The organism is Zhongshania borealis (assembly GCF_039539625.1).
GTDB classification, from domain to species: Bacteria; Pseudomonadota; Gammaproteobacteria; order Pseudomonadales; family Spongiibacteraceae; genus Spongiibacter; species Spongiibacter borealis.
This window is the reverse complement of sequence record NZ_BAABDM010000004.1, coordinates 112,182-132,024: the sequence shown is the minus strand read 5'-3', so window position 1 is coordinate 132,024 and position 19,843 is coordinate 112,182. Positions and strand designations below refer to the sequence as shown.

The window sequence follows — 19,843 nt, the reverse complement described above, 5'->3', positions numbered from 1 at the left end:
AACTCTGTTAGAACATTGCGCCTCTTGGCGAAATTCAAACAGAGTTCTGCCCCTCAAAGACACTAACTCTTTTTAGGCCCGCCATTTTCACCCGGCCAACGCGACCCGCCAATCGTATCCGCAAAGGGATGGAACCCCTCTATATCTAAGGGACCTTCTAGGGTGATCCGGCGATCCAAAAACACGGGCGTCCACAAATGCGCTTGCGGCTCACTGCGCGGTGGCAAACGGCTCGCAACAGGATCCCAAGGGCTGTCATTTAAGCGCAGCTCACCCTCAAGTTTCTCAATAAAGGCGGTGCCATACTTGCTATAAACGCGGACCACATGCGGCGGAAAATCATAATCGGCCGACATCATATCAACGCCGCGTAAGGACTTGATCCACCACTCATTGGTTTCGAACTCAGGGGGAATTTCACCTACACCACTCACTTTGCCATGGAATTCCAAGAAGGTGTAACCACGGTGCGTAACGCTGGCAGTGATCGTGTCCATTAAACGGAAATACTTGGTCTCGCCGAAGTATTTAGGCTGCCCCCAACGCTCGTGGCTGCCGTAAATTGCGGCCTCCTGATCAATAGCGATGCCAAGGGTGTACTCACCTTCAATGCCGTTGTATATCGCGTCGACATTCACCACGCAACCATATTCCGGCTCATTCAAAACCGGAAAGTTATAGATGGTAATGGTTACCTTTGGTGTTTTTCCCGGCTCAATGCCCGGTGGTAATAGCGCGGCAATACTCGCAGGGTCAGTTAAGTAGCTAATTTTCAGCATTGGCCAGTTGATTATTTCACCGGGGACCGTCATGGGTGATACAGGCGTTGTCATACTATTTCCTCATTATTATTGATGTTTCGGTATTTGAACCAAAGCGTTGTTAAGCAACGTAAAATTGCTTGAACCACTTGCGGTACTTCGCAATTGGGCCATCGCCATCACACAGGGTGGGCGCTTCGAGGTAGACCTTGTTTTCCCAAATGGGAATATCTTGATTAACCTGGTGCACAATTTCGTCTCGGAAGGCGTTAGCGTAAAGGGTGTGCTCTTCGCTTTGTTTTTTAGGTAGCGTAAAACAAAAACGCATGTGGATATTTTGGTCGTCAATAGGCGTGATTGTACCCATCATGACAATATCAAACAGCCGCGAAAACTTCTGGTAAGTTAAACCGGGACCATAGGACCATGCCTCCAAGCGCCCCTCATCAAAGCTTTCACCACTGCGGTCAATATTGCCAAACTCGTCCATGGCTTCCTGCTTGCTGTCCATTAGCGTACAACGCGTGTGGCCGTCCATTGTCACTACACCCTGAGGCATCTCGGGGGAGCTGTGCACAGTAACAAAATGCGCGATATCTGCCGCATTTTCGCCAGTTTCCTGAATAATGGAATTAATTTCCCACTCAAAGGTATCAACTTCCCGCCAGTCTGGAGAATGCAGCTCTTCGATGGTGTGTACATCAAAGCTTGGCTCCGCACCTTCGGGGTGGTACCAAGCCCAAATCATTTGATTGCGTTCCGCTACCGGATAGCGGCCAATGGCCTGCTTGCCGTCCACCTTAGGTGGCATATTCTTAGCATAAGGCACTTTGGTGCAATAGCCTTCACCGTTAAATTCCCAGGCGTGAAATGGGCAGCTGATACTCTCGCCTTTAACGATACCGCCATGCCCCAAGTGGGCACCAAGGTGCGGACAGTGGGCATTTAACAGCGTCGCTTCACCAGATTCCGTGCGAAACAGCACCAAATCTCGACCAAAATAACGCAGTGGCTTTACATCACCAACCGCGAGCTCCGCGGAATACCCAACGGCAAACCAGCCTAATGGGATAGGCTTGTCATAACGCTTACTCATACTAATTCTCCAGCTTTACAAAGACTCCGGAACACCGGCGCGCCAAAAAGGTAACCATAGTATAAAAAAAGTATACGGTTTCTCTTTTCGGGTCAAGCAGGGTTTGCAGAATTTGAATTAAGGATCATTAATGCGGAAGAAAAGGAAAGAGGCGACTGAGCAACAAACACAGCAAAAAATACGTATCTTTAAACGGCTCAGTAGCAGAACTAGCAGTAAATCACACCACTAAATAGCGACATCCAAGGTTAAAACAAAGCAGTGTGAATGTACCTCTCACTCTGCTTCGACGCGTCTAAACCTTAAGCAAGCATGCTATTCACAATAAAGCTGCGCAACTGCGCAAAGCGCTCCTCAGTATTATAATCGTCGCTGTGCAGCCAGTTTAAGGTAATAGCATTGGCCATACCGACAGTCATTTCCGCGCAAAACTCAGGGCTCAGGCCGGCTTTTAGCTGCGATTGGCTATTACTGTATAAGCTGTAAAAACAGTTGTTCATAAATGCGATTTGGCCTGCGCCCTGACTAAGATTTGTCGACAGGGAGCCGACCAGATAGCTGATCAGTTCACGCTCCAATTTACTAACGGTACTATTACGAGCTGCCAAAAACCCTAATATATAATCCAATTGCGCGGCGAGATCATCATCGCCGGCGATGGCCTCGGCCACTAAATCCGCAGTACGCTGTAATAATTCCGATTGGCAGATATCCACCATTAGCTCATGTTTCGAGCTGTAGTAGTTGTAAAAGGTCTTCTTCGCGATATCAACACAGTCACAAATCGCGTCAATCGTAATACCCTCAACGCCGTAACGGGCGATAAGCAGCAGGGTTTGCTCGGTAATATTTTCACGAACGGCTTTCTTCTTGCGCTCTCTGCGCCCAAGCTGCGTCACTGGCAATTGCCCACCTCAATGATCAATCAAAGCAGGGATAGTAACGTAAGCATGTCACTTAGGCCAAGACAGCCCTTATTATGCGAATTGCTACAGTGATGAATCAAGCCGCCGACGCATTCACATCAGCGGCCGAAAATTAATTATCTAGGTATCTAAATTTGTGACATTGACGCTATGCACACCAGGCAAATCCTTCGTTAGCTCGACAACCCGATAGATCATTCCCACCGACGTTACCGATCCCGAAATCGCCACTTTACCCTGATAGTGTCGGATGTTTAATACGCCGACGAGTTTAGAATCAGCAAGCAACGTTGTACGCAGCGCTTCACTGAGTTGACGATCTGCCTCTGTGGCATCGCGCGGCTCACTTAGCTCAATATACAAATTTTTATTCGAGTATTGGTCTGCGGCGAAAACTGACGTGCAGCTAAGCATTATTGCGATGACAAACATTACTAAGCTATTGATTTTAAATAATTTCATTATTCTTCCCCGTAATTGCAGTATAAAATAACAGCTAGCGACTGTGCCCAGCTAAGTATTTATACGTAGAGAAAAGTAAATCAGATTTTAAGTGCTCGCGCTACGCAAATAGACTAGCCATTTAAATTAATGGGAGCGGCCTCGACATCACCCGACTTCGCCACGAGTAGCATTTCGTTTAAGGTCTCATCAATCTGTGTAACTACGGAGGCATCGACTTCTGACGCTTCCAGCATTCCTTGAATTTGAGCTTGAGCCGTTTGGCTCAAAGTATCGACAGGCCTAACATTAAGAATACTAGCTGTTCCAGCAATAGCATGTACACCTCGGTACACTTCCTTCAATAGGTCAGGCGCATACCTACCATCGATATACGCCTGCCATGAGACAAGCACTGGCGCTACACGCTCATATAAATTAGCTATATATTCGCCTTGCAACTCAGCGAGCTGTGCGTCCACGCTCTTATTTGTATCATCTTCATGACTAGTCATGGCTTTTAGCCCATATTGCCCGCACATCATTCGCAAGGGTCATCGGATTAAACGGCTTACTAATAACATCTGCGGCGCCAAGACGCTTAAACTGCTCGACCTCATCGGGCTGAACCTTTGCCGTAATGAATACCACCGGCGTTTCCCTAAATTCTGGCATATCCCTAAGCTTTAACAGTATTTGCGGCCCATCCATGCCCGGCATCATTACATCTAAAATCACCAATTGCGGCATAAAATCACAGATCAAACCCAAGCCCTCTTCGCCGCCTGCACAAGTAACAACATTCAAACCGCCGACCTGACGCAGAGCTATTTCAGCAACTAAGCGAATATCCGGCTCATCTTCAATATACAAAACGCGCTCAAGCTCAATCAATGCTGTCATAGCTGCGTCCCTTCGCGCTGAAATTGTTGCTTTAAATCTATATGAAACTCAGTACCCTGGCCAATGACCGACTCAAATGAAAGTTCGCCATGGTGGCGCTCAACAATCGCCTTAGAAATATGCAAACCCAAGCCAGTGCCACTCATCTGACGTTTATCAGAGGTATCTGCCTGAGTGAATTTTTCAAACACCCGACTTTGGAAATCGAGCGGAATTCCTGGCCCCCGATCGCGCACAGTAATTCGAACATTACCACGCGATTTACTTGCTTGAATTTCGATTTCTGAATTCTCATTTGAGAATTTTGCGGCATTCGACATCAAATTACTCATTACCTGCATCAGCCGATCAGGATCGACGTTAATATATAAATTTTTAGGGCAACTTAACAAAACAAACTTCACATGGTGTTTTTCAGCATAGGCTTGATTATCCGATATTGCCGTATCTAAAAATTTACTAAGCAATATCCGTTTAAAATTTAACTTCACTTTTTCTGATTCTATTTTCGAAATATCTAAAATGTCATTTATCAACAGCAATAAGCGGTCACTGTTTTTATGGGCGATATTTATCAGCAGTTTTTCTTGATCAGAGCCTTCAACGACTGCTTTACCAATAATCAATTCTAAGGACGCTTTAATCGACGTTAGCGGTGTTCGCAACTCATGACTCACAGTCGCAATAAACTCATCTTTAATACGCTGCTCATGCACCCTCTGCATCGCCTCCCTTAGCTTTTCCTCGGTTTCCTTGCGCTCAGAGATATCGCGAACAATGCCTGTAAACATGCGCTGGCCGCTTACCTCCATTTCGCTAATAGCCAATTCCAATGGAAAAGTAGTGCCGTCCTTGCGCTTACCAGTAACCTCACGACCAATACCAATGATCTTCTTCTCACCGGTGTGCAAATAGTTAGCCAAGTACTGGTCGTGCTCCGCGCGATACGGTTCAGGCATTAGCATCGAAACATTTTTACCGCTTATCTCATCCAATCGATAACCAAAAATATTTTCGGCGGCAGGATTAACCGTTTCAATACAACCGCGATCACTAATCGTAATCACGCCGTCAACAATAGTGTCGAGTATTGCCTTGGTGCGCGCTAAAAATTCGCGCAATTTTTCTTCCGTAGCCTTGCGCTGGGAGATATCCCGGACAATACCGGTAAACATCCGTTGACCATTGACCTCCATTTCGCTGATCGCCAGTTCAAGGGGAAAAGTACTGCCATCTTTTCGGCGGCCGGTAACTTCGCGACCAATGCCTATAATTTTCTTTTCACCAGTACCAAGGTAGTTGCCAAGGTAGCTATCGTGCTCTCGCTGATAGGGGTTTGGCATCAGCATGGAGACATTATTGCCGCTGAGTTCGTCTAAACGGTAACCAAATATTTTTTCTACTGCGGGATTAACGGTCTCAATCAAGCCGCGATCACTTATGGTTATCACCCCATCGACAATCGTTTCTACTATCGCTTTCGTCCGCGACAATAAATCATTGACGGCTTCTTGGTCGTTCATTCTTTCCCCTGAGTTCCCGCACAGACTTCTGACCGAATAATGAGTGTAGCGCTGAAAACCACCCCAGTAACTGGGAAATATACTTACCGGAGAAAGTGCGCACAATTACGCTGTGCGCAAAGACCATAAACTACTGATATAAAAGGGTTAAAACAAAAATCCTAACGTTGTGCACACTACCAAGAAAAATTATGGCAACAAATTAACTTGTGTGCATAATTACACTATAGTATATTTTTTCGATCATCAGCCTAAGTATCTTTAACGACGCTTTGGCTTGAAACACGTCTGAGAAACCAAAATATAATACGAGGATAGTCAGCATGTCCCAATCGTTGCCAGAGTTAGCGCCAATCGAAGAGCTCTTCGACCCAACATCAAAGGCATACAGCGAGAACCCCGGCCCCCAATGCCTCGCGATAGCAGAGCGCGGCCCGCTGGTATGGTACGCACCGTGGCAGGCGTGGATTATGACGCAAATGCCAGACATTATGGATTGCTGGAAACGAGAATACCTCTCCTCAGACTTTTATGATTGGGAATTCGCGCCCCCGCGCCCCACCGAAGAGAACTGGAACAACTTCGAGAAAGCCCTCGTTGGCCACAGCCTATTGGCCGATCCGATCCATCACCGCCTTGTGCGACGCATTACCGCCCCGGCGTTTTCCCGCAATGTCGTTGAGAATATTCAACGCCGCTTAGAGCCCCATGTTAAAAAGCTGTTCGATGAAATTGGTGAGCCGGAGAGTTTTGACTATATAGAGGAAGTGGCTCGGCATATCCCCTTTATTTCTATAACGGCAATGATCGGCGTGCCTGAAAAATACTGGTCCGCAATGAAGCGCGTTACCATGACTTTCACTGAAACATGGAACCCAACAATTTCAGAAGAACGTCGCCTTCGCGCCCAAGACGACAGTAATAAGGCGATTGATATCCTCCAGGAGGTTATTGCAGAGCGCCGCAACCACCCTGTTGAAGGCGACTTCCTCAGCGCCTTGCTGAAAATAGAAGCCGAAAACGAGAAGTTTAATGAATGGGATATTATTACCTTAATCTTGGCGTTAATCGGCGCCGGAGCAGATACCACACTGGTGGCCCAGCAATGGTCTGTCTATGCCTTGCTAAAAAACCCAGACCAAATTAAGCACGCTCTAGAGTCTGCCGATGCATTTTCTAATGCGTTTAGTGAAATTATGCGCTGGTCTGGCAACTCCAAAATGGGCTTTGCCCGCTATGTACCAGAAGATATGTCCCTGCTTGGCCAAGAACTTCGCAAAGGGCAAATGGTGTTAATGATGCCCCACCTCAAAGACCACGACCCCAAATACTATGACAACCCGGCGAAACTCGATGTACGCCGCGTCTTCGAGCCGGACGTACTGTTTGGCTACGGCCCTCGATTCTGCATTGGTGCCGCACTGGCTAAACGCCAGCTGTATTTGACCTTAAGTGAATTATTCAAACGCTTCCCTAATCTCAGCCTTGCTGAGGAACCGGAGAAGAGTTTGGAAGATCATAATTCCGTGGTATTCAAAAAACTAACACTGAATACCAATTGCGGATAAAACACATAAAAGCAGGCGCCTTGGCGCCTGCTTTTATGTTTCACGCACTAAATTAGCATTACAGCGCGAAATAGAACTTAGCGCCCAGCGACAACATATCAACGTCGGTGTCATCGATATCATAACGGTCAAAGCCAACCGTTAGATGAAGCTCACGACTCACCTGAAAAGCAGCGCCAATACCGTAATAAATATCCGTACCGTCTTCACTTGAAGACGCTGGTCCGACACTTGCTTTCATATCGGCATCCCAAGCGATAAGTCCGACACGGCCTGTCAATTCAAAGCCTGGCTGAAGTGGCACAAACAGCCCCAAACCGGCAAATGCACCCGATGTTTCTATCGACGCAGTACTATCGGACACCTCGCCGAGATCAACAAAGCCGCCTTCTATTGCAACATTCGGCCCCATGCGCGCACCAACCCCCATGGTATAGCCATTATCCTCGTCATCGACGTTAACACCGCTATCTATATCGTAACTGGTTTTACCAAACTGACCGGTGATATAGATAGTCGCTGTTTCGGCCAATGCCGACACAGGTAGTACCGCTGCCATAAGCACTGACGCCAAACCCAAGTTCTTATTCATTACGTTCTCCCCGCCTTAGTATTATTAAAACCAGAAAATACAGGTAGTTCAAAGACTTAAACTCATAGTAATACCAATATATAGCCAATGAGAACTAAGTACCTTGTACTGCGCCGATCATAGCAAGAGCGCCGCTTACTCTGCTAGGTATTCCAACTAAAATCCCTACGGGCGCCCATCATTCCCCTCGCTACGGCTTGTCGCGTTCCGCCAAGTAATCCAGGAACCGGTCGCGTATACTAAGCACTAAATTCACCCGCAATAACCAAATCGCCTGCCGTTTGTAATTCGCTTATGTCTAAATCCCTAGCCACACCAGCCGACAACTTTGTTGCGCCGCACTGTGCCGAACAAATCAGCATCTTGGCCCAAGATCAACACATACTCCTTATCAACAAGCCCAGTGGTCTGCTTAGCCTCTCAGGTAAAAACCCGCTGAACATAGACTCTGTACACCACCGCTTAGTTCAGCAGTTCCCCGAAGCAAGACTGGCCCACCGACTCGATCTAGGCACGTCTGGGCTAATGATTATTGCATTAAGCAAAGCCGTGAACGCATCTCTAAACCAACAATTTCAACGTCGCACCGTTGAGAAAACTTATATCAGTATTTTGGCCGGCCATGTCCAGCAGGACGAAGGCTTGATAGACATTCCCATTACCAAAGACCTAAGTAATTTCCCTTTTCAAAAGGTTTGCCATACTCGCGGCAAGCCAGCACAAAGCCACTACCGAGTATTGGAACGCCTCACAAACCCGCCTCGAAGCCGTGTCATTTTCACGCCGCTTACTGGACGCACTCACCAACTGCGTATTCACAGCAGGGAGTTTGGTCACCCGATACTTGGCTGTGACCTTTATGGAACAGCACAGACCCTAGCAATGGCGCCACGCCTACTCCTCCATGCCAACAGCCTAAGTTTCCATCACCCCATCAGCAACGAGCGCCTAACTGTAAATTGCCCAGGCCCGCTCTAGTCCCGCAGCTAAATTTTCGAGAATGACCTGGGTCGCCACATCAGTTATATTTAATTAAGACTGCCTTTTAAAATCGCTGCAAAAGGCCTTTAGATGTAAACATGGAAATATGCTGACTATGGAAAGCAGTTATTATTTAGAAAGCTTTAGTAGAAGTATGGATTTCCCACAACAGATTGCACTGACCACGCAAGCCGTCACTGTTGGTCGCAGCGCCGACAGCGATGTCATCATTCACAATGCCGCACTCTCTCGCCGCCACGCTCGTCTAGAATGGATACACAACGCACCGGCAATAACTGATCTCGGCAGCACCAACGGCAGTTTTGTCAATCGCCAGCGTATTACCACAACAACGGCCTTAAGCCCTGGCGATGTCGTTCACTTTGCCGGTGTTGAATACTGTCTAAAGCAGAAATATTTAACAACTAAAAATGATAGCGACGACCACACTCGTATTAACTATCGTACTCTACCTAGTAACTTCCCGATCCGCGCCAGAGAATTCACAGAATTACTTACGAACGGCATGGTGACTAGCTACAAACAAGCCATAATGGATTGCAGCGGCAGCGTTTACGGCTATGAACTACTAGGTCGCGGCCGCCACCCTGCACTGAATGAAAACCCTTATGAATTGTTTTTGATTGCAGCGCAAATGGGCAAGGAAATTGAACTCAGCGAGCTCTTTCGCCAACGTAGCTTCGCACTCGCCCAAAAAACACATAGCGATAAATCACTGTTCTTTAATTGCCACCCACTAGAGTGCCGTGAACCTGACAAATTACTCAGTGGAATCTACCAACTACGTAAGCAATACTCAGCTTTACAATTGGTGTTTGAAGTACACGAAAGCGCCATCACTGATTTAAACGTAATGCAACGCATACGCGCAGGCCTTAGAGATCTAGATATTGGTCTAGCCTATGATGATTTTGGGGCCGGCCAAGCGCGGCTACTAGAACTCGCTGAGGCGCCCCCTGACATACTCAAATTCGATATTAGCTTAGTACGAGGTGTCGGTGACCCCAGCTCGACGCATTACAAATTATTGTCTTCGTTGAACGCAATGGTACAAAACATGGGAGTGGAAACGTTGGCAGAGGGCGTGGAGGATCAAGCCGTCGCAGACGCCTGCCAAAGTATTGGTATCAATTACTTCCAAGGTTTTTACTACAGACGGCCCGTAGAGATACCTTGCTAAAATTCATTCAAGGTATAATCGGGCTACGGTAGCTCGACACCCGCAATACCATTTCGCCCCGCCTGTTTTGCCTTATAGAGCTGTTCATCGGCTATGCCCAACAAAACTTCTGCCATTTTCTCGTCATTAGGGACTGTGGTCGCAACGCCAACACTTATCGTAACGAAATCAGCATTAGCCGATAACTCATGAGGTATCGCCAAAGCCTCGACCTTAGCGCGTAGTGATTCAGCCTTGCTCATGGCGCCGGCCAAGTCAGTTTCCGGCATTAAACATACAAATTCTTCACCACCGTACCGCGCCGCCAAATCCCGGCCACGCCAATTATTTTCCATAAGGGAATTGGCCACTTGCTTCAAGCAATTGTCACCTTCCAAATGACCATAGTGATCATTGTATTTTTTGAAATGATCAACATCTATCATAATTAAAGCTATCGACACACCTGCCCTGCGGCACGCACGCCATTCAGCTTCTAGGCGCTCATCAAACAGACGCCGATTAGGCAGGTGAGTTAGGCCATCAATTGAAGCCAAAGCACGTAGCGCATCAGATTGCATTTTCAGGGTCAAATGCGTTTTCACCCGAGCACGCACCACAGCAGGATTCACCGGCTTGGTAATAAAATCAACCGCACCCACTTCCAAGCCTCGAGTCTCTTCCTCGGGGCTATCTTGAGAAGTCACAAATATGATGGGAATATTTTGAGTTTCGGCATCGTCCTTAAGGATTTGGCAAACTTCAATACCGTCCATATCAGGCATTAAGACATCGAGCAGTATTAAGTCGGGCATTTTTTGCCGGCATACCTCAATGGCTTGCTTACCACTCGTTGCCATAAATACTTCACTATCTTTAGCAAAAACTTGATATAAAGCCTGGATATTCACAGCTTGATCGTCAACAACCAGCAGTCGAGGCCGAGCGGTAAGAACTAATTCCGGATTCCACTCTGACTTATATGTACTAATTTCACTCATATCCATAACCTGACATTCGGTAAAGCATAGCGTTTAAATAACTCGTGACTAAGCAACCTAGTTATTCCTCATCTCTTTTAATGCAGCCAGCGCCTCAGCAAAATCAAGCCCTGCCATTGCATCCCGCACTTTAGCTGCGGCATCGCTGTCGACGGCAAATATAGCACGTAAATCCTCAAAACATTCCAAGGCCTGCATATTGCTGTCTTGCAGTAAAGATTCTAGCTCATCAAGCTTTTGATTCACCCCGTCATCAATTAAAGGGGGAGAAGCAGCAACATCACTCACCGCAGGCGTCAGCGACTCGGCAAGGTCTAGCATCACTTTACATGCTTCATTGAGCTGAACCTCTGCGGCGTTTAGCATTGCCTCAATAACGGGAATCTCGACCAAGCCTTTTGCCGATATTTCGAGTTCAGAAAGGCTACTGGCTAATGCCTGCGCGCCCAATGTACCAGCGACTCCGCGCAAGGTATGTAACTCACGAACAGCGCCCGGCCTTTCGCCCTTCTTAAGTAAACTCAGTACTTTCTGAAGATCATCACAATGCCGCGTTGCAAACATGCGCGCCTGGCTCGCATAAAGTCCGCGATTATTCCCCAAGCGCAACAAGGCTTCTTTAAAAGCAAATCCGACAGGCGCTACAGGCAAAGAGAGGTCATCCTCGCTTACAGACTTGACCTCCCCCTTACCACTGGAAGGCTCGCGGCCACTGACTTTCTGCAAGACCGCCACTAACTCAGCCAAATCAAAAGGCTTACCAATATGATCGTTCATACCCGCCGCCAAGCAGGCAGCGCGATCTGCAGGCATCGCATTTGCAGTCATAGCTACAATCGGTAAATAGCTTAATTTCAAGGTTTCGCGAATTTCTCGCGTCGCGGTATAACCGTCCATCACCGGCATTTGAAGATCCATTAACACGGCATCAAATGGCACACTCTCTTCGCAAATAATATCCAAGGCAATTTGGCCATTATCAGCGACCGAAATTTCGGCCCCCTCTATTGCGAGCAATTCCCGCGCTACCTGCTGATTGGTAATATTATCTTCCACTAATAATATGCGCATCCCTACAAGTCCATCATTACTCGATTGGGACTGTTGGACGCCCGTTTGTACTCCCGGTGATTTTTCAGCTAAGGCTTCGATGATGGTATTGTAAATATCTGAGGCGGTGACCGGTTTCATCAAAAAACCGTCCAGCGCATTACTAACTGCACTCCCCCGCTGCTCAAAGACCTCTTTCGCGTGTGCTGTGACCATAACCAAGCGTGGCGCGCGTGTATTCGCACATAATTCTTGGATCGCATTTGCAGTCTGCCAGCCGTCCATACCAGGCATCATCCAATCGATGAACGCAATATCATAGGGTTTATCGTCAACAAGGCTTTGCTTAATCAGCTCCAAGCCAATATCACCGCTCTCCGCCTCTTCTACTTCCCAGCCTAGATTCTGACAGATTCCAGAAATTATTTGGCGAGCATTAGCGTTATCGTCCATGACTAATAATCGAAGATTCTCGTACTCCGCCGGAAGTTGACGCTGCTTGCGCTCTAACTGGCCCTCGCCTTCAACCGCGTCTGCAATCAGTGAAAATGAAAAGGCACTACCCTTGCCCTCTTCACTCTCGACCTCTAGCTCGCCACCCATCATACGAATGAGCCGTTGGCAAATAACCAATCCGAGGCCTGTACCACCAAAACGCCGTGTTGTTGCCGCTTCAGCCTGGGTAAAGGATTCAAACACGCGTTTTTGTTGTTCCGCCGACATCCCAATACCGGTATCGCTAACTTTAAAGCCCAATACCATACGATTCTTGCGCTTATGCTGCACAAAAACCGATAACATCACTTCACCTACCGACGTAAACTTAACGGCATTTCCGGCCAAGTTAATCAGGATTTGTTTTATTCTCAGAGAATCACCGAGTACCGTTTTCGGTACAGCCGGATCAATATTAAAAAGTACTTCAACATTTTTATCGCTGATATTCATACTCAAGATAACAGCAATATCTTTCAAAATTTCGTCTATTGAAAAAGGCCTGTTTTCGAGAAGCAGTTTTCCAGCTTCGATTTTTGAAAAATCGAGAATATCATTAATAATTCCCAGCAATGCCTCAGCAGCACCACTAGCCTTAGTCACATAGTCGGTTTGCCGACTGGTCATGTCGGTGTATTTCAATAGATTCAACATACCCAATACAGCATTCATTGGGGTACGAATTTCATGACTCATATTAGCCAAGAATTCGCCTTTGGTCTTACTCGCCTCTTCAGCAGCCGCTTTTGCTTGTTCTAATTCTGCTTGCTGTTTTTTCTGCAGAGTTAGGTCCCGAGCAATACCAATATAGCCGCTTACTTTATTTTCCTTGTCATACAATGTATTACTCTTAAGCAATACAGGTAAATGCGAGCCATCCTTACGGACAAACGTCCACTCTTTCTCGTAATTTACATCTAAGGTAAGTACTTTACCCTCACTATTGCGATTCTTTTCCTGACGCGCAAGTAATGCTAACTCGGCTTCTATCTCCTCCTTCACAAACATGTCTTGCATGGTTTTTTTATTGACCATCTCCTCAGCACTGTAGCCAAGCATCGCCTCTGCCGCAGGATTAAAAAGCGTAATTATTCCATCAGGCCTATTCGCGAAGATCGCATAGCCAGCATTCTCTAAAATCGCGTCTTGTAAGACCCCTGCAGCTTCCAGCGCCCGGGTTCGCTCAGCAACCTGCTCCTCTAATCGCTGGTTCACATCCAATAACTGAGCTTGGGCTACTTTCATTTCGCTAATATCACGAATAATATTCGCAGCCGCGAAAATTTTGCCATTTGTTCCCCGCACTGGGGACACTGTCAGGGAGACGGTGATGACTTGGCCATTCTGACCCTGACGATAAGTTTCGAAGTTTGGAATAGTTTCGCCGTCAAGCACGCGATTCCGAAGCGTAGTCGCCTCATCTTCAGAATTTTCAGGGACGAGCAAGCTATTCATGGTCTTACCAATAGCGTCCTCTGCCCGATAGCCAAACATTGCTTCTGCAGCTTCGTTCCAACTATAAATAACGCCGTTGCGGGTTTCACTAATGATGGCGTCGTTCGAACCAGCAACAATAGCGGCCATTGATGAGTTCTGCCGTTCAGCTTCTTCACGGCGCCGTATATTCAAGGCAACGAGGTACAAAAATACGAGAGCAACTAAAATTAATGCGAGCAATATGACGAAATTATAGACACGCGATGCGCGAACAACGTCGTCGACAATTTTTTCTTCCGAAGTAACTGCTAGGCCGATAAAGCGGTCACGGTCATAAAAATTCTGCTGCGCTGCGACGTACATTAAAGAGTCGTCTACAACGCGACTTACCTCAGTGCTATTTTTATTAAAAAGGTCCCCAAATTCATCCTGCCATCTATGACGCTTACCGAATTCAAAGCCAAACGCTTTACCCGGCTCAGGATGTAACAAAAAGTCCCCTTCGGAATTTACAATATAGACTTTTTCACCAGATGAAAAATCAGCACTGACATCTGCAAAAATTTTCTGCAAGTTAACATTTATAACGAGTATGCCAAAAATCTCTCCGCCGGAATCAACAACCGCCGTCGCCAGCCTGAGGGTTGGTATATGGGGTACTTCAATTTTACCAAATTCACGGTTTAGATTTATCTTAGAAGCATAGACTTCACCAGGCCGCCGCCCTAACACCTCTAAAAAATAGTCGCGATCGGCCTTTCCCTGCAATCTCGACTCGTCAATTACAACGACCTGTTCGCCTTTTCTATCAACACGTACCAGCTCACGCCCCTCATTCGCCACGCCAATATAGCGAAGTTGCTGAACCGCAGGCTGCGTGTCTACGTAAGCAAGGAATATTTCTTGTAATCGGGACTTCCAAACGTCTGTGGAATTAAGCACGCTTGGATCTACCCCGCCATTTTGGGTCGCGCGAATAATGCCCTGTACTGGCGGTGTTCCCGCAAGGAAAATGGTGTCGTGTTTAAGGCGATCAATACTCGCCGCAATGGCTTTGCCACGCTCATCAACAACATCGCGCAAGTGCATCTGCAATTGCCGCTCTTCATTCACGCGCACATTTTGATCCGCCACAGGGATCATTAACACGGTAAGCGCAACAACTAACAGCAGGGCAAGCGAGAGGAACCTCATCTTGAATGTTGTAACAATCAACTTCAACGCGTCAAACACTCAACTGCCTCTTAAATATATAGGACCAAAGCGGGATATAGACATACGATATACACGCTCAGTTCACTACCGGAGCCACCGTCCATGTACGCAAGGATTTTTGGCGGCACAGATACTTCACAAAATAGCGCTAAATCAGTAGCTTATCATAGCATAGCGGATTTTCAGCTGAGCGAACCTACAACAGTCGTCATTTCTGGTATTTCGCGATTAATCAAGGTTTGCATTAGCCTGCGGTAAACCAAACGCCAATGAAATTATATTATTTTACAACGCCATCGCATTTACTTATAAAATATGATTATTTTCCATGAAAATATAACTCTAGAGAAGATCGGGAAATACTTATGGCGACTCCGTGGGCGCGCCTTTATTTTTAGGTTATAGCTCTGCGACACTGTTTTAATCGCCGTCACCCTAGCTTCATCCACCTCACTGGAACATTGCCCCAGCAAGGCGCAAGGCACGCCAATTTAGACCAGCACAATAAGATGTCACCAAAATTCACACCGCCGCTAGTGCAAAAGCGTGCGATGGCAGCAAAGCCCGCGGCTGCGGTTCAACACACTGCGCGTCAATGACAAAAGCGCTCTGAGGGCAGCCACAAGAGAGTAGATACTGCCGTATTGCGCTTAAGCTCGGCCTTTCCAGCGGCATACCCTCATTTTCATAGACGTTTAAAACACGCCCCTCTAAACCAATCGCCGCGACATACAGCCCGTTTGCCGAGAAGCGAATATACACCTCCGATAATGGCAGGGCTGCAAGCTGGTCTGTATATACATTGGTCATAGTTCCGCCTTTTATTCTTAAAACCACACAAGACACTTTTGGTAACACCCGAGTTAGCTGTTACGTAAAAAACCCAAAAAAAGATGCACAGAAAAAATTCACCAAGCCACAATCCTCGTGCTTATAAGCATGGTTATATCGAATAAAGCAAAAACAAGGCCAACAGTGAGGCATCACCACTCAGAGAATAAGCAAACCGCTAATTTCAGCTCAGGCTTTGTTATACTGCGCGGCAGGACTAACTCGAGTCTGCCCCAATAACACGCTATTTTGGACGCCAATATGAAGCCAGCCCCCAAACTGATAGATGCCTCGCTGACCCTAAAAACTGGTTACGCCATCCTCCGCTTTGAACGTGACGACGTTCGCAACGCCTTAACCGGCACCAATCTCATCAATGACTTGTGCGACACCATCGCCTGGGCCAATAACAATACGGCTATCTCAACGTTGATTATTACCGGTGCAGGTAAAGCCTTCAGTTCCGGCGGCAATGTAAAGGAAATGCGTGATAAGCAAGGCATGTTTGGCGGCAGCCAGTCAGAAATCAGCGATAGCTACCGAAATGGTATTCAGCGTATCTCAAGAGCAATGCACAACGCGGAGATTGTCACCATAGCAGCCGTCAATGGCGCAGCCGTTGGCGCTGGCTTCGACTTGTGCAGCATGGCTGATTTACGAATTGGCTGCGAGCACGCGCGCTTCGGCGAGACTTTTATCAATCTAGGCATTATTCCCGGAGACGGTGGCGCGTGGTTTTTACAGCGCTTAGTAGGCTATCAGCGCGCCGCAGAAATGAGCTTTAGCGGTCGAATCATCGATAGCGACGAAGCACTACAGCTAGGAATATTACTCGAATGCGTCGCCACCGCTGATTTATTGAGCACTGCAGAACGCTACGCCCAAGACTACGCTAGCAAGCCACCGCTGGCACTACGCCAAACCAAGCGCTTGATGAAGGTGGCTCAACGACAGGAGCTAAGCGACTTTCTGGACGTCTGTGCGGATGTCCAAGCCCAATGCCATCACACCGCAGACCACCACCGCGCCGTTGACGCGTTTATAAATAAAACCGCACCAAAATTTGAAGGCAATTAATCTAAGGTGAAGGCTAGTCCCACGGAACTAGCCTTCAGTGTGACGCAACTTCAATTTTATCAACAACGCCCCGACCTTCTTCAAAGACCTCCATGGTGACAGTAAAACCCCACAAGCGACTTAAATGCTTAAGCACTTCACTCGCGTCGTCGGTTAGTGGGCGATCGCGCAAACGGTTATAGCGCAGAATCAGAGAACGATCCCCCATATGCTCATAGCGCACGATCTGAATATCTGGCACCAGGACGTCACGATTATATTGCTTTGACAACAGGCGCCTGACTTCGCGATAGCCAGCCTCGTTATGAATAGCGTCGACACGCAAATGATCAGCGTTTTGCTCATCGGCAATCGCAAATAAATGAAACTCCCGTATCAGCTTCGGCGACAAATACTGGGCAATAAAGGATTCATCCTTGTAATTGCGCATGGCAAAGTCCAACACCTGACGCCAATCTTTACCAACAATATCAGGAAACCACTCGCGATCTTCGTCATCAGGCTCTTCGCAGATCCGGCGAATATCCCGCATCATCGCAAACCCCAATGCGTAAGGATTAATACCCGAATAACCTGGATGATCAAAGCCGGGCTGCATCACCACATTGGTGTGGGACTGCAATATTTCAAACATAAAACCGTCATCAACCAAACCGCGATCGTACATACTGTTTAACAAGGTATAGTGCCAAAAGGTCGCCCACCCTTCGTTCATGACCTTGGTTAAGCCCTGAGGATAAAAATACTGGGCGAGCTTGCGAACAATCCGAACAATCTCACGCTGCCACGGCTCAAGCGTGGGAGAATACTTCTCAATAAAATACAGAAGGTTTTCTTGTGGCTCGGGTGGAAACACGCGCTTCTTCTTTTTAACACTGGCGCCATCATCCGGCTTTTGCGGCAAGGTACGCCAGATATCGTCGTATTGCTTCCAAGCATGCTCTTCACGCTCATGCTGGCGCTGAAGCTCATCTTCAGCAGACAAAGGAGATGGGCGATGGAAACGGTCTACACCGTGATCCATCAACGCATGGCAGGCGTCCAAGGTCTCCTCAACTCTATCCTCGCCATAGCGCTGCTCACACTCAAAGATATATTTACGCGCAAATACCATGTAGTCGACGATTGCGTCGGCACTTGTCCACTGCTTGAACAGATAATTACCTTTGAAAAAGGAGTTGTGGCCGTAGCAGGCATGAGCAATTACCAGCGCCTGCATGGGCATACTATTATCTTCCATTAAATAGGCAATGCAGGGGTCGGAGTTAATCACCAACTCATAAGCCAAACCCCGCTGGCCGCGACGATAAGCCTCTTCGTTTTGTATAAATTCCTTACCATAACTCCAGTGCGCATAGCTGATTGGCAAGCCCACTGAGGCATAGGCATCTAGCATTTGCTCGGAGGCAATAACTTCAATCTGATTGGGATAGGTATCCAAACCGAACTCTTTGGCGATCACAGCAATCTCTTTGTCATAACGCTGCAATAATTCAAAGTCCCAATCACCACCACGCGATAACACCGTGTCTTTCAATGGTCTCATGCAGTTTCCCTCTGAAACAGCTCCCGCAAAACGGGATACACGTCGCCACGATCCATTACGGTACTCATGGCAAACGCCGTATCGCGAATTTGACTATACGCGGCCGCCAGTGGCGTAATCATGCTGCTACTATCGGGAATTTCAACGTAGGCGAAGTGTCGACACAGGGGCAGAATATCCTTAGCTAGGCGCGCCGCACTGCGTTGCGGGTCACTACCAAACGCATCGCCATCAGAAACTTGTGCGCCATATATATTCCACTGGCTTGGTGAGTAACGCTCCTCGAGTATTTCGACCATCAAATTTAGCGCCGACATCACTACTGTGCCGCCGGTTTGCGGGTCGTAAAAAAAGGCATGTTCATCGACCTCTTGCGCATCAGAGGTATGGCGAATGAACACCAGCTCAACGTGTTCGTATTTGCGACTCAGAAATAAATACAGCAAGGTAAAGAATCGCTTAGCCAGGTCTTTCTTCTCCTCAGACATCGACGCCGACACATCCATCAAACAAAACATCACCGCTCGACTAATCGGCTTCGGTTCCTTTACTCGATGCCTGAACCGCAAATCGTATTCGTCCAGAAATGGAATTCTTTCGATCCGTTTTTCCAGTGAGGCAATATCCTCAGCGGAGCCAGCGCACGCTTTTAATTCTGCTAATTCGCGTTGCAATGGCGCTCGCAGCGCAATTCGTCTTGCCATGGCGTTCTGCAGCGAGCGCGGCACCGATAAATTCGCGGGCACGCCACTGGGTGTGTAGCCGGCGCGACGGTAGGTAAATTGTTTGGAATCGCCCAGCACATTACGGGCTAAGCGCGGCAGCTCTAAGTCATCAAAAAACAGGTTCATAAACTCTTCTTTCGAGAGCGTGAACATAAAGTTATCTTGACCTTCTTCGCCCTGCCCCTCGCCACCACCAGAGCCGCTGCCACCCCCGCCAGCGGGCGGCTTAGCAATGCGGTCGCCGGTAGTAAATTCTTTGTTGCCAGGATGCACCATTTCGCGGTCGCCACCGCGACCGATACGAAATTTAGGTTCAGATATATCTTTTACCGGAATGCCAACTTCGCCGCCCCGCGACATGTCGGTGATAGATCGGTCCGCCACGATATCCGCAACCGATCTGCGCAGCTGCGCCTTGTAACGCCTGATAAAACGCTGGCGATTACCCGCGTTTTTATTGCGATCATTCAGGCGGCGGTCAATGATCATTGACAT

17 protein-coding genes are annotated in these 19,843 nt (G+C 47.6%); 4 read left to right on the top strand and 13 right to left on the bottom strand.

Going from position 1 to position 19,843, the window contains the following annotated elements; translation table 11 throughout:
* Positions 1–62: 62 nt before the first annotated feature.
* From ABD836_RS11955 to ABD836_RS11925, 7 genes are all read right to left on the bottom strand, one after another.
* A complete protein-coding gene (locus ABD836_RS11955; RefSeq protein WP_344936180.1) occupies positions 63–833 on the bottom strand; it encodes an acetoacetate decarboxylase family protein in 771 nt (256 codons plus the stop codon).
* Between the two features lie 49 nt (positions 834–882).
* A complete protein-coding gene (locus ABD836_RS11950) occupies positions 883–1,857 on the bottom strand; it encodes a Rieske 2Fe-2S domain-containing protein (RefSeq protein WP_344936177.1) in 975 nt (324 codons plus the stop codon).
* A 302-nt stretch (positions 1,858–2,159) separates the two neighbouring features.
* Complete coding sequence (locus ABD836_RS11945) at positions 2,160–2,756, bottom strand: TetR/AcrR family transcriptional regulator (protein WP_344936175.1); 597 nt, start codon at positions 2,754–2,756, stop codon at positions 2,160–2,162.
* 147 nt (positions 2,757–2,903) lie between these two features.
* Positions 2,904–3,245 carry a BON domain-containing protein gene (locus ABD836_RS11940; RefSeq protein ID WP_344936173.1) on the bottom strand — a complete coding sequence of 114 codons (342 nt, stop codon included), beginning with the start codon at positions 3,243–3,245 and terminating at the stop codon, positions 2,904–2,906.
* A 113-nt stretch (positions 3,246–3,358) separates the two neighbouring features.
* The gene (locus ABD836_RS11935) at positions 3,359–3,739 is read right to left on the bottom strand and encodes a hypothetical protein (RefSeq protein WP_344936171.1); all 381 of its coding nucleotides are present in this window, start codon (positions 3,737–3,739) and stop codon (positions 3,359–3,361) included.
* Positions 3,732–4,127: a response regulator gene (locus ABD836_RS11930; RefSeq protein WP_344936169.1), complete on the bottom strand. Its 396-nt coding sequence runs from the start codon at positions 4,125–4,127 to the stop codon at positions 3,732–3,734. The genes ABD836_RS11935 and ABD836_RS11930 overlap by 8 nt, the downstream gene beginning before the upstream one ends.
* Complete coding sequence (locus tag ABD836_RS11925) at positions 4,124–5,650, bottom strand: PAS domain-containing sensor histidine kinase (protein ID WP_344936167.1); 1,527 nt, start codon at positions 5,648–5,650, stop codon at positions 4,124–4,126. The genes ABD836_RS11930 and ABD836_RS11925 overlap by 4 nt, the downstream gene beginning before the upstream one ends.
* Before the next feature lie 323 nt (positions 5,651–5,973).
* Here ABD836_RS11925 and ABD836_RS11920 point away from each other — a divergent pair, with 323 nt between their 5' ends.
* Entirely contained in the window at positions 5,974–7,218 is a 1,245-nt protein-coding gene (locus ABD836_RS11920) for a cytochrome P450 (protein ID WP_344936165.1), read from the top strand.
* Positions 7,219–7,276: 58 nt separating this feature from the next.
* On the opposite strand, the gene ABD836_RS11915 is transcribed toward ABD836_RS11920, so the two are convergent.
* Entirely contained in the window at positions 7,277–7,810 is a 534-nt protein-coding gene (locus ABD836_RS11915; RefSeq protein ID WP_344936162.1) for an outer membrane beta-barrel protein, read from the bottom strand.
* Between the two features lie 294 nt (positions 7,811–8,104).
* Between ABD836_RS11915 and ABD836_RS11910 the strand changes: the two genes are divergently transcribed.
* Positions 8,105–8,788: an RluA family pseudouridine synthase gene (locus ABD836_RS11910; RefSeq protein ID WP_344936160.1), complete on the top strand. Its 684-nt coding sequence runs from the start codon at positions 8,105–8,107 to the stop codon at positions 8,786–8,788.
* 118 nt (positions 8,789–8,906) lie between these two features.
* A complete protein-coding gene (locus ABD836_RS11905; RefSeq protein ID WP_344936158.1) occupies positions 8,907–9,992 on the top strand; it encodes an EAL domain-containing protein in 1,086 nt (361 codons plus the stop codon).
* A 23-nt stretch (positions 9,993–10,015) separates the two neighbouring features.
* On the opposite strand, the gene ABD836_RS11900 is transcribed toward ABD836_RS11905, so the two are convergent.
* From ABD836_RS11900 to ABD836_RS11890, 3 genes are all read right to left on the bottom strand, one after another.
* Complete coding sequence (locus ABD836_RS11900; protein WP_344936154.1) at positions 10,016–10,972, bottom strand: diguanylate cyclase; 957 nt, start codon at positions 10,970–10,972, stop codon at positions 10,016–10,018.
* Positions 10,973–11,029: 57 nt separating this feature from the next.
* Positions 11,030–15,187 (bottom strand): response regulator, encoded by a 4,158-nt coding sequence (locus ABD836_RS11895; RefSeq protein ID WP_344936151.1) that lies wholly within the window; start codon positions 15,185–15,187, stop codon positions 11,030–11,032.
* 504 nt (positions 15,188–15,691) lie between these two features.
* Positions 15,692–15,979: a hypothetical protein gene (locus ABD836_RS11890; protein ID WP_344936149.1), complete on the bottom strand. Its 288-nt coding sequence runs from the start codon at positions 15,977–15,979 to the stop codon at positions 15,692–15,694.
* A 282-nt stretch (positions 15,980–16,261) separates the two neighbouring features.
* On the opposite strand from ABD836_RS11890, the gene ABD836_RS11885 reads away from it, so the two are divergent.
* Positions 16,262–17,077 (top strand): enoyl-CoA hydratase-related protein, encoded by an 816-nt coding sequence (locus tag ABD836_RS11885; protein ID WP_344936146.1) that lies wholly within the window; start codon positions 16,262–16,264, stop codon positions 17,075–17,077.
* Between the two features lie 34 nt (positions 17,078–17,111).
* Here ABD836_RS11885 and ABD836_RS11880 read toward each other — a convergent pair whose 3' ends face one another.
* Together ABD836_RS11880 and ABD836_RS11875 are read right to left on the bottom strand one after the other, a co-directional pair.
* The gene (locus ABD836_RS11880) at positions 17,112–18,623 is read right to left on the bottom strand and encodes a SpoVR family protein (protein WP_344936143.1); all 1,512 of its coding nucleotides are present in this window, start codon (positions 18,621–18,623) and stop codon (positions 17,112–17,114) included.
* Positions 18,620–19,843, bottom strand: coding sequence for a YeaH/YhbH family protein (locus ABD836_RS11875; RefSeq protein WP_344936140.1), 1,224 nt, complete (start codon positions 19,841–19,843; stop codon positions 18,620–18,622). Before ABD836_RS11875 ends, ABD836_RS11880 begins: the two co-directional genes overlap by 4 nt.

What these genes read in the sequence shown, in the direction of transcription:
- ABD836_RS11905 (WP_344936158.1), top strand. Translation starts at nt 8,907, where the DNA reads ATGGAAAGCAGTTATTATTTAGAAAGCTTTAGTAGAAGTATGGATTTC.
- ABD836_RS11890 (WP_344936149.1), bottom strand. Translation starts at nt 15,979, where the DNA reads ATGACCAATGTATATACAGACCAGCTTGCAGCCCTGCCATTATCGGAG.
- ABD836_RS11915 (WP_344936162.1), bottom strand. Translation starts at nt 7,810, where the DNA reads ATGAATAAGAACTTGGGTTTGGCGTCAGTGCTTATGGCAGCGGTACTA.
- ABD836_RS11950 (WP_344936177.1), bottom strand. Translation starts at nt 1,857, where the DNA reads ATGAGTAAGCGTTATGACAAGCCTATCCCATTAGGCTGGTTTGCCGTT.
- ABD836_RS11880 (WP_344936143.1), bottom strand. Translation starts at nt 18,623, where the DNA reads ATGAGACCATTGAAAGACACGGTGTTATCGCGTGGTGGTGATTGGGAC.
- ABD836_RS11940 (WP_344936173.1), bottom strand. Translation starts at nt 3,245, where the DNA reads ATGAAATTATTTAAAATCAATAGCTTAGTAATGTTTGTCATCGCAATA.
- ABD836_RS11885 (WP_344936146.1), top strand. Translation starts at nt 16,262, where the DNA reads ATGAAGCCAGCCCCCAAACTGATAGATGCCTCGCTGACCCTAAAAACT.
- ABD836_RS11875 (WP_344936140.1), bottom strand. Translation starts at nt 19,843, where the DNA reads ATGTCAATGATCATTGACCGCCGCCTGAATGATCGCAATAAAAACGCG.
- ABD836_RS11935 (WP_344936171.1), bottom strand. Translation starts at nt 3,739, where the DNA reads ATGACTAGTCATGAAGATGATACAAATAAGAGCGTGGACGCACAGCTC.
- ABD836_RS11910 (WP_344936160.1), top strand. Translation starts at nt 8,105, where the DNA reads ATGTCTAAATCCCTAGCCACACCAGCCGACAACTTTGTTGCGCCGCAC.
- ABD836_RS11920 (WP_344936165.1), top strand. Translation starts at nt 5,974, where the DNA reads ATGTCCCAATCGTTGCCAGAGTTAGCGCCAATCGAAGAGCTCTTCGAC.
- ABD836_RS11925 (WP_344936167.1), bottom strand. Translation starts at nt 5,650, where the DNA reads ATGAACGACCAAGAAGCCGTCAATGATTTATTGTCGCGGACGAAAGCG.
- ABD836_RS11930 (WP_344936169.1), bottom strand. Translation starts at nt 4,127, where the DNA reads ATGACAGCATTGATTGAGCTTGAGCGCGTTTTGTATATTGAAGATGAG.
- ABD836_RS11900 (WP_344936154.1), bottom strand. Translation starts at nt 10,972, where the DNA reads ATGAGTGAAATTAGTACATATAAGTCAGAGTGGAATCCGGAATTAGTT.
- ABD836_RS11955 (WP_344936180.1), bottom strand. Translation starts at nt 833, where the DNA reads ATGACAACGCCTGTATCACCCATGACGGTCCCCGGTGAAATAATCAAC.